The following is a 12,936-nucleotide window of genomic DNA, read 5'->3' on the forward strand; positions in this document are numbered from 1 at the left end:
GCACGCCCCGCGTCCATGCCGCGCCGGCCGGCGCGGCGCCAGCCGGATATCCCATTATTATTCGCGATCCCGATGAGCGGAACCGCAGGCCTTTCATTTTTTGGGGGTTGTTACAGACCGGATACATTCCGCCGCACGGGCCCGGCCGCCTCGCATCGAGCCCGCTCGGCGCCGATCCGATGCCTTCGCGCGCCGATCGCGACCCAACGCACGCCATCAGGCCGTCAGCGCGACGGCCACTTCCAGGCCGGCAGGTCGCGCGAGTCGGCATCGACGAGCGCGGTCGCGCCGAGCTGCTTGTCGAGCACCAGCGATTCGCAGCCGGCCTCGCGCTCGAGCGTCGCGATGAGCCGCGCCGCGTGCGACACGACCAGCACCTGCGAATGCCGGGCGGCCTGCGCGATCAGGCGGCCGAGTGCCGGCAGCAGATCGGGATGCAGGCTCGTCTCGGGTTCGTTCAGCACCATCAGCGCCGGCGGCCGCGGCGTCAGCAGCGCGGCCGCGAGCAGCAGGTAGCGCAGCGTGCCGTCGGACAGCTCGGCCGCCGCCAGCGGCCGCAGCAGCCCCGGCTGGCGCATCAGCACGTCGAAGCGACCGCGGCCGCCCGGATTGTCGATCTCGACCGACGCGCCGGGAAACGCGTCGTCGATCGCCGCGTCGAGCGCCGCCGCGTCGCCGATTTCGCGGATCGTCTGCAGCGCGGCGGCCAGGTCGGCCCCGTCGTCCGCGAGCACCGGCGTATGGGTGCCGATGTGCGACTGGCGCGCCGGCGCCTGCGCATCGGTCCGGAAATGGTCGTAGAAGCGCCACGAACGAATCCGCTCGCGCACCGCGATCATCTCGGGCGCGCCGGTCGGATCGGCGAACTCGGTCATCATGCTGTCGAAGCTCGCGACCGGTTGCGGAATCGTCCGCCAGTCGCCCGACGCGGTACGCATGCGAATCTGCGCGCCCTGCCGGTCGACCAGCAGCGTGGACGGGCGCGGCAACGCGCCGCCCCAGATGCATTCGCGCTTGATCACCGGATCGAGCGCGAACTGCGAACTGCTCGGCAGCGGCAGGCCGAGATCGATCGAATAGCCGAAATCGTCGCACGCAAAGCCGAGCTTCAGGCTCACCGGCCCGTTGCGCACGGTGCCCGTCACCGGCACCTCGCCGGCCAGCATCGCGCGCGAAAAGCGCTCGGGCCCGGCCCACAACGTCGACGGCAAGCCGCCCTCGCGCGCGAGCGACGGGATCACGCGCCCCTGCGCGGTGTCAGCGAGCAGCCTCAGCGCGCGGTACACGCTCGACTTGCCGCTGCCGTTCGGCCCCGTGACGACGTTGAGCGCCGCGAGCGGCACGATGAGCTCGCGCAGCGAGCGGTAATTGGCGATGGCGAGCGTCTTCAGCGCGGTCATGGGAATGGGCGATGGGGCATGGCAGGCCGGCGCCGGGCCGCGTTCAGCGGCCGTCGACGGCCTGCGGGTCGGCTGCGGTGTTGGCCGCCGTGCTGGCGGCAGGCGAGCGCGCGTGCGGCCGTTCGGGATTCGGCGCATCGGGCGCGGATTCGTGCGGATACAGTTCCATCCGGCTGCGCGGCAGGCATTGCGGGTAGCGGTTCTGCAGATAGGCGATCAGCCCTTCGCGCACGCGGCAGCGCAGATCCCAGCACGACGACGAGTCGGCCGCGCTGACGAGCGCACGCAGTTGCATCGTGCGCTCCGTCGCGTCGGTCACCTGCAGCACCTGCACGCGGCCGTCCCATTCCGGCGCGGCATGGACGAGCCGTGCGAGTTCCTCGCGCAGCGGCGCGAGCGGCGTGCGGTAATCGACCGACAGGTAAACGGTGCCGATGATCTCCGCGCTGCTGCGCGTCCAGTTCGTGAACGGGTTCTCGATGATCCACTGCAGCGGCACGACGAGACGCCGCTGGTCCCACAGCCGCACCGACACGAACGAGCCGGTGATTTCCTCGATGCGCCCCCACTCGCCCTGGATCACGACCACGTCGTCGAGCCGGATCGGCTGCGTGAGCGCGATCTGCAATCCGGCGATCAGGTTGCCGAGCACCGGCCGCGCGGCGATACCGGCGACCAGCCCTGCCACACCGGCCGACGCCAGCAGGCTCGCGCCGATCTGGCGCACGTTCGGGAACGTCATCAGCGCGGCGCCGGTGCCGATGATCACGATCAGCACCATCACGGTCCGCACGAGCACCTTGGCCTGCGTATGGACGCGCCGCGCCTGGAGATTGTCGGCCGTATCGATCGGATGGGCCTGGATGATCGCGTCGCCGACGCCGGCCGCGAGCCGCACCAGCAGCCACGTGAGGGACACGATGGAGCCGACCGCGGCCGCGGTGCGCATGCCGCGCACGAACGATATGCCGTCGTCCGCCTGGAGCCACAGGAATTCGAGCGCCAGCAGCGCCAGCACGACGAGCGACGGCTTGTCGATGTAGCGCAGGATCGCGCTCATCAGCGGATACGGCTGCGCGACGCGCTTGACGATGCGTGCGCCGAGGCGGTGCACGACCGCGACGATCAGTATGACGATGACCGACACGCCCAGCGTGCCGAGCCATGAATGCAACGGCGCATCGGCGATGCGCTGCAGTTCCTCGATTGAAATCATCGGCGCCCTCGCGTGATGAAGCGCACTGGCTTCGTCCTGGGATGCGTCGGCGACGTCCGGGCCGCGCACGCGCCCGGACACGGCGTCAGATCAGTTGCCGCTCCGGCAGGGAAACGCCTTGCCGAGACCGAGCGACACCGCGGTGCTCGCGTTGTAGTCGGCCAGCTTCGGATTTTCCGCGATGTACTTGCGCACCGCGTCCGTCATCTGTTGCGCCCGGATGTCGGGCGGCAGGCAGAAGTACTGACCGACGCGCGGCCCCGTGGTGCCGCCGATCGCATCGATCGTGTTGTAGACGCCGTCGGCAGCGCCTTCGATATAGGCCGCGCACGACGCCCGCGACTTGACGTCCGTCTTCGCGCACAGCCGGTCGAGATCCGCGCCCGTGAAAGCCGCCGCCGACAACGGCACGGCAAACGCCGCGGCACAAAACATTGCGCGCAACATGGTGTTCCTTATGTCAATGCGGCGGGGGACCGCCTGCTGCGTTGGCCGGTGCGGCGCCGGATGCCCTGTTCCGGCCGGAAGGCGGCCGGGCGGACAGGCGCCGCCGCACCAAAAACCGTTATTTTGCACTCTTTTGAGCATCTGCCGGCGTCGCTGCACCGATACGCGTCGTCCGCTTGCTCAGGATCTCGATCGCGTCCGGCGCGTTGTAGTGCTTCGCGAACTCGAGCGCCGTGATGCCGAGCTGGTTCTTCACCTGCGGATCGGCGCCCTGGTCGAGCAGCAGCGTGACCGTCGACGCATGGTTGCCGCGCGCGGCCATCATCAGCGGCGTCGTGCCGTTCGGCGACGCGGTGTCGATGTACGCGTCGTGGTCGAGCAGCACCTTGACGACCGCGTCGTGGCCGTTGGTCGCCGCGTAGTGCAGCGGCGCCCAGCCCTTCTTGCTGACTTCCGCGCCCTTGTCGATCAGCAGCTTGACGAGATCGAGGTCGCCGTTCAGCGACGCGAGCATCAGCGCGTTTTCGCCGGCCTTGTCTTCCTTCTCGAGATCGACGTTCGGCGTCGTGGCGATCGCCGCCGCGACCTTGTCGGATTTCTCGCGCGCGGCGATCACGAGGATCGGGTCGCCGTTCGGCGCGAGCGTGTTCGGATCGAGCTTGCCGCTCTTGAGCTGCTTGCCGATATCGGCGATGTCGTCGAACTTGACGGCCTTGACGATCGCGTCGAGCGACTCGGCATGCGCGCCGGCGGCGGCGAACAGCCCGCTCGCGACGAATGCGGCCGCAACGAGTGCGCGTTTGGACAGATGGTTGGTCGGCTTCGTCATTGTTGTGGGCTCCTTCCCTGGGTTGTCGGCTGCGCGCCCGTCGTTAGCGGGCGATCTTGAACAGCCGGAAAAAGTTCTGCGTCGTCGCATCGGCGAGCGCCTCGACGGCGATCCCGCGTTCGGATGCGATAAAGCGTCCGACATGGCTGACGTACGCAGGTTCATTCGGCTTGCCGCGATACGGCACCGGCGCGAGGTACGGCGAGTCGGTCTCGATCAGCAGCCGGTCGAGCGGCACGCGCCGCGCGACGTCCTGCACGTCGGTCGCGTTCTTGAACGTGACGATACCCGACAGCGAGATATGGAAGTTCTGCGCGAGCGCCTGCTCGGCGACCGGCCACGGCTCGGTGAAGCAGTGCATCACGCCGCCCGGCACGTCCGCGCGTTCCTCGGCCATGATGCGCAGCGTGTCTTCCGACGACGCGCGCGTGTGAATGATCAGCGGCTTCATCGTCGCGGTCGCCGCGCGGATGTGCGTGCGAAAGCGCTCGCGCTGCCATTCCATGTCGGCGATCGAGCGGCCTTCGAGGCGATAGTAGTCGAGGCCGGTTTCGCCGATCGCGACGACCTTCGGGTGCGCGGCCAGCTCGACGAGCTCCGCGAGCGTCGGCTCGCGCGCATCCTCGTGATCGGGATGCACGCCGACCGATGCGTACACGTTGTCGTGCGCGTCGGCGATCGCGAGTACGTCGGGCAGCGTCTCGAAATCGACCGACACGCACAGCGCGTGCGTGACGTCGTGCTCGCGCATGTTCTCGAGAACGGCCGGCAGACGGTCGGCCAGGCCCTTGAAATTGATGTGGCAGTGAGAGTCGACGAACATCGTGTTTCCTGAATACGTGAGACGGGCGCTCATGCGCCCGCCGGCATGCGACACCGGGCGACGTGGGTGGATCGGCCGGCCACGGTCGCGCCCCCGCGTGATCCGTTCATCGTTTCGCAACCCATCGGAAACAATGCAGAATCAAGCGAATATTTCCCGATATCCGAGAAACAATTCCTCGAATACGAGCCGCGCGTTGAGCGGATGGTTCTCGACCGTCCGCTGCCGCGTCACGGCTTTCATGAAGCGCGCGAATGCGTTCGCGTCGACCGCTTCCGCGCAGCGCGCCAGGGCTGCCGCATGCATCGGGAAGTAGCGCGGCGCACCGGCCATTCGCTGGGCGAGCAGATCGTACAGCCAGCGCTGCAGCCAGCCGAGCACCAGCGGCACCGGCAGCTTCTGCAGCGTCTCGCCGCACGCGAACGGATCGCAGGCCGCACCGGCGGCCAGTTGCCCGAGCGTGTAGTCGCGCAGCGGACGGTTCTCGTCGCTCGCGAGCGCCAGCGCGGCGAGCGGCGCGCCGCCGGCTTCGGCGAGCAGCGCGCTGGCGTGGTCGACACCCTGCGCCGCGAGCCACGCGGCGGCGGCCTCCGGCGCCGGCACGGTCATCGGCCACTGGCGGCAGCGGCTGACGATCGTCGGCAACAAGCGGTCGATGCGCGCCGACACGAGCAGGAACACGACGCCCGGCGGCGGTTCCTCCAGCGTTTTCAGCAGCGCGTTCGACGCGGCCACATTGAGCGCCTCGGCCGGATACAGCACGACGACGCGCGCGCCGCCGCGGTGCGAACCCACCCCGCAGAAGTCGAGCAGCGCGCGCACCTGCTCGATCTTGATTTCCTTGCTCGGCGCCCGCGTCTTCTTGCCGCCTTCGTCCGCGTCGGCCGGCTTCGCGTCGTCCGCCGCACCCGGCGCCTCGCCCGCCAGCGCCTCGGGCAGCACGATCCGGTAGTCCGGATGGTTGCCCTGCGAGAACCAGTTGCAGGCCGCGCAGGCGCCGCACGGCTCGCCGTTCGGTTGCGGCGATTCGCACAGGAAACCCTGCGCGAGATGCTGCGCGAACTGCAGCTTGCCGATCCCGGCCTGGCCGTGCAGCAGCAGCGCATGCGGCCATTGCGCGCGCAGTTGCTGCAGGCGGTTCCAGTCGTCGGTTTGCCACGGATAGATCATGGGGGCGTTCCTTGCGGGTTACAGCGCGGCGAGCACGCGTTCGAGCTGCTGGCGGATCTCGGGAATCGATCGCGTCGCGTCGACGACCGCGAAGCGGTGCGGCGCCTCTTCCGCGCGCCGCAGGTATTCGGCGCGTGTGCGGGTAAAGAACGCGTCGGACTCGCTTTCGAACTTGTCCGGCATGCGCGCGGCGCCGCGACGCTCGCTCGCGACCTGCGGCGCAACGTCGAACAGCACCGTGAGGTCGGGCTGGAAACCGCCCTGCACCCAGCGCTCGAGCGTCTCGAGCTTGTCGCGCGGCAGCCCGCGGCCGCCGCCCTGGTACGCGAAGGTCGCGTCGGTGAAGCGATCCGACACGACCCAGTCGCCGCACGCGAGCGCCGGCTCGATCACGAGCGCGAGGTGCTCGCGACGCGCGGCGAACATCAGCAGCGCTTCCGTCTCGAGATCCATCGGCTGGTTCAGCAGGATCTCGCGCAGTTTCTCGCCAAGCTGCGTGCCGCCCGGCTCGCGGGTGACGACGACCTGCCGGCCGGCCGCGGCCAGCCGGTCCTGGAGGCGTTCGCAGAACCATGACAGGTGGGTGGTCTTCCCCGCCCCGTCGATGCCTTCGAACGTGATGAATTTACCGCTCGCCATTATTGACCTCGTATGTACTTGTCCACGGCCTTGTTGTGGTCGCCGAGCGTGTCCGAGAACACGCTCGTGCCGTCGCCCTTCGCGACGAAATAGAGCGCGCTCGTCGGGGCCGGATTGATCGCCGCCTGCAGCGCGGCGACACCCGGCAACGCGATCGGCGTGGGCGGCAGCCCGCGTCGGGTGTAGGTATTGTAAGGAGTGTCGGCCTGCAGGTCGCGCTTGCGCAGACGGCCGTCGTACGCGTCGCCGAGCCCGTAGATCACCGACGGATCGGTCTGCAGCGGCATGCCGATGCGCAGCCGGTTCGCGAACACGGCCGCGACGAACGCGCGGTCGGCCGCATGGCCGGTTTCCTTCTCGACGATCGACGCGATCGTCAGCATTTCGTAAGGCGTCTTGTACGGCAGCCCCGGCGTGCGCGCGGCCCATGCCTCGTCGACGCGCGTCTGCATCAGGCGGTAGGCGCGCCGGTAGATGTTCAGGTCGCTCGTGCCCTTGTCGAACAGGTAGGTATCGGGAAAGAACAGCCCCTCGCCGCTGCCGCGCTGTACCGCGCTGTCCGATGCGCCGATCGCGCGCAGCAGCTCGGCGTCGCTCATGCCGGCCGTCGAATGCGCGAGATCGGGGTTCGCGTCGAGCTCCGCGCGCATCCGCTTGAAGGTCCAGCCCTCGATGACCGTCGCGACGTACTCGTTCACGTCGCCGCGCGCGATCTTCTGCAGCACGTCGTAAGGCGTGATGCCGGTCTTGAATTCGTAGTTGCCCGATTTGAGCCGGCTCGACAGCCCGAGCACGCGCGTCATCGCGACGAAGGCGAGCGGCTCGACCGGCACGCCGCCGCGCTTGAGCTGCGACGCGACGCTTTTCACGCTGCTGCGCGGCTTGATCGTGACGTCGAGCGATGCCGAACCCAGCGACAGCGGCCGGGTCGCCCAGTAATACCCGCCGCCCGCGCCGGCAGCGGCCACAACGACGGCCAGCGCCACGATCGTCGCGGCGCATTTCTTCAGTAGGGACATGGAAACGTGACTCAGGTAAGACCCATATAATACTTGCTCGCCTCCGTCAAAGTCAGGGTTGACTGTTCCCTCATTCCATGAGCACACCGTTCGCTTCACCGGCTGCCCAGGCCGCATCTGCCTCGCTCCCCGTTTTCCCCCGCCCGTCCGCCGCCGATTTCGACGCGCCGGGCGCCTGCATGCCGCTGCCGCAGTTCGGCGTGATCGACGTGGCCGGCGACGACGCCGCCACGTTCCTGCACAGCCAGCTCACCAACGACATCGAGCATCTCGATGCCGGCAGCGCGCGGCTGTCCGGGTACTGCTCGCCGAAGGGCCGCCTGCTTGCGTCGTTCCTCGCGTGGCGGGCCGGCCACGGCGTGCGCCTGCTCGTGTCGAAGGACGTGCAGCCGGCCGTGCAGAAGCGGCTGTCGATGTTCGTGCTGCGCGCGAAGGCGAAGCTGACCGACGCGAGCGACACGCTCGCGGTGGCCGGCTTCGTCGGCGACGTGCGCGAGGCGCTGTCGGGCATCTTCGATGCGTTGCCCGACGGCGTGCACGTGAAGGTCGACGGCCCGGCCGGCGCGCTGATCCGCGTGCCCGATGCGGCCGGCCGCAAGCGCTATCTGTGGATCGGCCCGCGCGCCGAAGTCGATGCGCGCGTCGCCGCGCTCACCGGCACGCTGCCCGTCGTGTCGCCCGCCGTGTGGGACTGGCTCGACGTTCGCGCGGGCGAGCCGCGCATCACGCAGCCGGCCGTCGAGCAGTTCGTCCCGCAGATGGTCAACTTCGACGTGATCGGTGCCGTTAACTTCAGGAAAGGGTGCTACCCGGGCCAGGAAGTCGTGGCGCGCAGCCAGTACCGCGGCACGATCAAGCGCCGCACCGCGCTCGCGCACGTCGCCGGCGAGACCGATACCGTGCATGCCGGCGTCGAGCTGTTCCACAGCGACGACCCGGGCCAGCCGTGCGGGATGATCGTCAATGCGGCGGCCGCGCCGGCGGGCGGCGTCGACGCGCTGGTCGAGATCAAGCTCGCCGCGCTCGACAGCGGCTCGGTGCACCTCGGTTCGGCCGACGGCCCGGCACTCGCGTTCGACGCGCTGCCGTACGCGTGGCCGACCGAAGCGTGATGCACTGACAACCCGTTCGCGGGCCGGCTCGCGAGTCGCAGCCGGCCCGCGACGTTTCCTGCGAGAGATTCGCCCGATGTGTCTGATTGCCTTCGACTGGCAGCCCGATGCCGCCGCCGGTCCCGTCTTTACCCTCGCCGCCAATCGCGACGAGTTCTTTCGCCGGACCAGCGCGCCGCTCTCGTGGTGGGAGGACGTGCCGGGCGTACTGGCCGGCCGCGATCTCGAAGCGGGCGGCACGTGGCTCGGCGTATCGCGCGACGGCCGCTTCGCCGCGCTGACCAACTACCGCGCGCCGTTCGACATCCGCGCGGGCGCGCCGACCCGCGGCAAGCTGGTATCCGACTTTCTCGGCGGCGCGTCCGTCGCGCCGCTCGACTATCTCGCGCAACTTGCCGAACACGCGGCCGTGTACAACGGCTTCAACCTGCTCGTCGGCGACTGGCGCCGGCGCGAACTCGCATGGTTCTGCAACCGCGCGCCCGAGGGCGAAAGCCGCGTCGCCGCGCCCGTCGCGATAGCACCGGGCGTGCATGCGCTGTCGAATGCGCGGCTCGACACGCCCTGGCCGAAAGTGGTGCGCAAGCGCGCGGAGCTCGGCACGCTGCTCACCGACAATCCGACCCCGTCGCTCGACGAACTGATCGCGCTGATGCGCGACCCGCACGTCGCCGACGACGACGCACTGCCGCACACGGGCATTCCGATCGAGCGCGAGCGTGCGCTGTCGGCCGCGTTCATCGAAACGCCCGAATACGGCACGCGCGGCACCACGGCGCTGCGCGTCACGATGAAGGAAGGCGTGCGGCTGACGGTCGAGGTCAAGGAGCGCAGCGACGACGACGGCTCGCACCGGACCGTCCGCCCGGGCGCGTTCGAGCGCGCGTTCGCGTTCGATATCGACGCGACGCGACCGCGCTGAGCGCACGCCTTGCGCGCTACGGCGCGCGTGCCATCTCGACGTGCGGCACGCCGGCCTCGACGAACGGTTCGCCGACCGCCGCGAACCCGTGCCGCAGATAGAACGACACCGCCGAATCCTGTGCGTACAGCCGCACGACGGCTTCGCCGCGACGCCGCGCGGCGTCCAGCAGCGCATTCAGCACGGCCGACCCGACACCCTGCCCGCGCATGTCGGCGAGCACCGCGACGCGGCCGATCGTGCCGGACGGCAGCAACCGCCCCGTCGCGACCGCGCGGCGCAGCCCTGTCGCCGCATCGGTCCGGTACGCGACCGCATGCAGCGACAGCGGATCGTCGTCGTCGAGTTCCCATTCCGGCGGAATCTGCTGTTCGCGCACGAACACCGCGTCGCGAATCCGCGCAGCGTCGCCGCCCAGCACCGTCCAGTCGCCCGTTTCCACTTCGCCCGCGCCGTTCGTCATCGCAGCTCTCCCGCGGCATGCGCGCCGTCAAACCTCGTCGAATGCAGCCTTCAGCGCCGCGACCGCATCGGCATGCGCGGCCCGCACCTCCGGCACGTAGCCGCCCATCTTGAAGAATTCGTGGATCATCCCCGGATAGCGGACCAGCGTGACCGTGTTGCCGGCCGCGCGCAACTTGTCCGCGTACGCGGCGCCCTCGTCGCTCAACGGATCGAATTCGGCCGTCGCGATCCAGGCCGGCGCGACACCCGCGAACGACGGCGCATCGCGCGTGCCGTCGAGCGGCGCGAAACGCCAGTCGTCGCGGTCCGCCCGATCGCGCACGTATTGCGTGAAGAACCACTGGATCGTGTCCTGCGTCAGCAGGTAGCCGTTCGCGAGCCGTGCATGCGATTCGGTGTCCTGGTAACCCGTCACGCCCGGATAGATCAGCAGTTGCAGCGCAAGACGGATGCCCGCGTCGCGCGCGAGCACCGCGCAGACCGTCGCGAGCGTCCCGCCCGCACTGTCGCCGCCAACGGCCAGCCGCGCGGCGTCGATGCCGAACGCGGCGGCCTCGCGATGCAGCCACTGCAATGCGTCGTCCGCGTCGTTCACCGCGGTCGGAAACCGGTGTTCGGGCGCGAGCCGGTAGCCGACCGACAGCACCGCGCATTGCGCATCGTGCGCGAACATCCGGCACAGCGCATCGTGCGTGTCGACGCTGCCGACCGTGAAGCCGCCGCCGTGGTAGTACACGAGCGCGGGCAGCGGCTCCGCCAGGCTCGGCTCGACCGGCAGATACAGCCGCGCACCGATCGTGCGGCCGTCCCGCGTCGGCACGACGCATGCCTCCACCGAATGCATCGGCGCCGGCGCGACGTCGAGGATCGGCGCGCTCTTCTCGTACGCGGCGCGCGCCTGCTGCGGCGTCTGGTGGTGATACGACGGACGTTTCGCGCGCTCGATCATGTCGAGCACCTGGGCGATCTTCGGATTCAGCGGCATCGGTGTGGACGGCGCCCGCGTGGCGCCGTGAACGGACAAGCGTGACATGATGCCACGCGCGCGGCCGGCGGGCGCGGCGCGCGGTGCGCCGGCCCGCCCGTGCGCCCAAACGAGACGGCCCTGCCTCATCGAAGGGACAGGGCCGTGCGCGACGGATGCTTACGCGTCGCTCGGGCCGGGCTGGGCGTCAGGCGCGGTGCGCGAGCGTTGCCGCTTGATGTCGCGGCCGACCGCGAGCCGCCGCATGTACTTGAACGTACCGAGCGCCTTCGCGACGAAATTGCCGTCGCTGTCGCGCACTTCGCCTTCGCAGTAGGCCATCGTCGTCGAGCGGTGCATCACGCGCCCGTAAGCGCGCAATTCGCCGCGGCCCGGCTGCATGAAGTTCACCTTCATCTCGACCGTGACGACGCCGACGCCGTCGTCGGTCAGGCTGCGCGCCGCCATCGCGAGCGCGATGTCGGCGAGCGTCATCGTCACGCCGCCGTGCGCGATGCTCCACGTGTTCATGTGGCGCTCCTCGAGCGGCAGCGCGATCTCGCTCGCGCCATCCTTCGCGGACACCAGTTGCACGCCGAGCAGATCGACGAACGGGCTTTCGATCGACGGGCCTTCCGTCGGGGTTGCCGCGTCGCTCATCGTGCGTTGTCGACGATGTAGTCGACGCACTCGCGCGATTCGGCCACCGCGACGACGAATTTCTTCACTTCCTGGTGAACCGGATGCACTTGGTACGCGTCGAGCGCGGCCTTGTCGGCGAAATCGGAGACGAGCACGATGTCGGCGGTCGCGTCGAGGCCCGGCGTCGCCACGCCGACGTCGATCTGCAAGGTGCCCGGCACGAGATCGCGGCAGCCTTCGAGCTTCTCCTTCAGCTTCAGCGCGTTCTGCGCACGCGTCGCGCCTTCCGCCGATTCCTTCAACTTCCACATGACGATATGTCTGATCACTTCGTTCGCTCCTGTTCGTGTTGGTTCGGCTGTTTGCCTGAAATCGTTGCCGGTTGGGCACTTCACGCCCTTCCACCGTTCGCTTGCGTTCGCCGGAAATCGTGTTCGGCCGAGAAAAAAGGGGTATAAAAGGCGGACATCATGTCGGCCATCGAGAGACGATACCCACATTTTCACCGTACCGCTTACCGACGTCGAGATCCCACAAGCAAAGGCAGACAACAAGCCTACCAAACTTACCGACGGCAATGGACTGTATCTATTGGTGAAGCCGCCCGGCTCCAAGCTCTGGCGTTACAAGTACCGAATTGCCGGGAAGGAAAATCTCTTCGCCATCGGCGAGTACCCCACGATCAGCCTTCAAGAGGCTCGCGCAGCGCGTGACCATGCCCGCGAACTCGTCAAGAAGGGACTGCACCCGTCGCATGCGCGACAGGAAGTGCTGTCGGCGCGTATCGACGAAGGCAAAGCAACTTTTCGCGCAATCAGCGACGAGTGGCTGGAGAAGAAGCGGAAGACTTGGACCGAGCGGCACTTTGGCGAGATTCTGCGGATGCTCGAAACCGACGCGTACCCGTACATCGGAAACCGCCCGATGCGCTCTGTCACCGCCCATGACGTGCTTGCTTTGATGCGGCGGGTCGAAGAGCGTGGTTCCCCTTCTGTAGCGATCAAACTGCGCCAGTACGTGTCCAACGTGTTCCAGTATGCGGTGATCACCCTGCGAGCCGATACAAATCCTGCATCGGTGCTACGTGGCTCGGTCCTGAAACCACCGACAGAGAATGCTCGGGCGTTGAGCCGTGAAGAGCTGAAGAGGCTCTTTCGCCAGCTTCCGACCTACAGGGGCAGACGAACCGCGATTGCGATTCGATTGCTGATGATGCTGCTTCCGCGAACGAGTGTCCGCGCGGACACCTAGCTGCTGACCTTTATGAAAAAGGCGCCATTGATTGATC

15 protein-coding genes are annotated in these 12,936 nt (G+C 68.4%); 3 read left to right on the forward strand and 12 right to left on the reverse strand.

The window, feature by feature from the left end; all coding sequences use genetic code 11:
* Positions 1–224: 224 nt before the first annotated feature.
* The 8 genes from WS54_RS22785 to mltG form a co-directional block, all read right to left on the reverse strand.
* On the reverse strand, positions 225–1,400 hold the full coding sequence (locus WS54_RS22785) for an AAA family ATPase (protein WP_059780979.1): 1,176 nt from the start codon (positions 1,398–1,400) through the stop codon (positions 225–227).
* Positions 1,401–1,443: 43 nt separating this feature from the next.
* Complete coding sequence (locus tag WS54_RS22790; protein WP_034207501.1) at positions 1,444–2,616, reverse strand: mechanosensitive ion channel family protein; 1,173 nt, start codon at positions 2,614–2,616, stop codon at positions 1,444–1,446.
* 90 nt (positions 2,617–2,706) lie between these two features.
* Entirely contained in the window at positions 2,707–3,063 is a 357-nt protein-coding gene (locus WS54_RS22795) for a Rap1a/Tai family immunity protein (protein WP_006485939.1), read from the reverse strand.
* Positions 3,064–3,181: 118 nt separating this feature from the next.
* Positions 3,182–3,892, reverse strand: coding sequence for an ankyrin repeat domain-containing protein (locus WS54_RS22800; RefSeq protein ID WP_059780976.1), 711 nt, complete (start codon positions 3,890–3,892; stop codon positions 3,182–3,184).
* A 43-nt stretch (positions 3,893–3,935) separates the two neighbouring features.
* On the reverse strand, positions 3,936–4,715 hold the full coding sequence (locus WS54_RS22805) for a TatD family hydrolase (protein WP_034207503.1): 780 nt from the start codon (positions 4,713–4,715) through the stop codon (positions 3,936–3,938).
* A gap of 141 nt (positions 4,716–4,856) precedes the next feature.
* Entirely contained in the window at positions 4,857–5,885 is a 1,029-nt protein-coding gene (locus WS54_RS22810) for a DNA polymerase III subunit delta' (RefSeq protein WP_059780974.1), read from the reverse strand.
* Positions 5,886–5,903: 18 nt separating this feature from the next.
* Complete coding sequence (gene tmk, locus WS54_RS22815; RefSeq protein WP_059780970.1) at positions 5,904–6,524, reverse strand: dTMP kinase; 621 nt, start codon at positions 6,522–6,524, stop codon at positions 5,904–5,906.
* On the reverse strand, positions 6,524–7,543 hold the full coding sequence (gene mltG / locus WS54_RS22820; protein WP_034207506.1) for an endolytic transglycosylase MltG: 1,020 nt from the start codon (positions 7,541–7,543) through the stop codon (positions 6,524–6,526). Before mltG ends, tmk begins: the two co-directional genes overlap by 1 nt.
* 77 nt (positions 7,544–7,620) lie before the next feature.
* Here mltG and ygfZ point away from each other — a divergent pair, with 77 nt between their 5' ends.
* Complete coding sequence (gene ygfZ / locus WS54_RS22825) at positions 7,621–8,655, forward strand: CAF17-like 4Fe-4S cluster assembly/insertion protein YgfZ (protein ID WP_059780968.1); 1,035 nt, start codon at positions 7,621–7,623, stop codon at positions 8,653–8,655.
* A 76-nt stretch (positions 8,656–8,731) separates the two neighbouring features.
* Positions 8,732–9,577 carry an NRDE family protein gene (locus tag WS54_RS22830; protein WP_034207508.1) on the forward strand — a complete coding sequence of 282 codons (846 nt, stop codon included), beginning with the start codon at positions 8,732–8,734 and terminating at the stop codon, positions 9,575–9,577.
* A gap of 16 nt (positions 9,578–9,593) precedes the next feature.
* On the opposite strand, the gene WS54_RS22835 is transcribed toward WS54_RS22830, so the two are convergent.
* The 4 genes from WS54_RS22835 to WS54_RS22850 all read right to left on the reverse strand — a co-directional run bounded on the left by WS54_RS22835 (position 9,594) and on the right by WS54_RS22850 (position 11,977).
* Entirely contained in the window at positions 9,594–10,040 is a 447-nt protein-coding gene (locus WS54_RS22835; protein WP_034207509.1) for a GNAT family N-acetyltransferase, read from the reverse strand.
* Between the two features lie 27 nt (positions 10,041–10,067).
* Complete coding sequence (locus tag WS54_RS22840) at positions 10,068–11,027, reverse strand: alpha/beta hydrolase (protein WP_034207510.1); 960 nt, start codon at positions 11,025–11,027, stop codon at positions 10,068–10,070.
* 159 nt (positions 11,028–11,186) lie between these two features.
* Positions 11,187–11,666: a PaaI family thioesterase gene (locus tag WS54_RS22845; protein WP_034207511.1), complete on the reverse strand. Its 480-nt coding sequence runs from the start codon at positions 11,664–11,666 to the stop codon at positions 11,187–11,189.
* Positions 11,663–11,977, reverse strand: a complete 315-nt coding sequence (locus tag WS54_RS22850) for a Dabb family protein (protein WP_006483902.1) — start codon at positions 11,975–11,977, stop codon at positions 11,663–11,665. Before WS54_RS22850 ends, WS54_RS22845 begins: the two co-directional genes overlap by 4 nt.
* Between WS54_RS22850 and WS54_RS22855 the strand changes: the two genes are divergently transcribed.
* Positions 11,958–12,899 carry a tyrosine-type recombinase/integrase gene (locus WS54_RS22855; RefSeq protein ID WP_236872772.1) on the forward strand — a complete coding sequence of 314 codons (942 nt, stop codon included), beginning with the start codon at positions 11,958–11,960 and terminating at the stop codon, positions 12,897–12,899. The genes WS54_RS22850 and WS54_RS22855 overlap by 20 nt on opposite strands.
* Positions 12,900–12,936: the final 37 nt, after the last annotated feature.

The sequence above is a fragment of the Burkholderia sp. NRF60-BP8 genome, assembly GCF_001522585.2.
Lineage (GTDB): Bacteria > Pseudomonadota > Gammaproteobacteria > Burkholderiales > Burkholderiaceae > Burkholderia.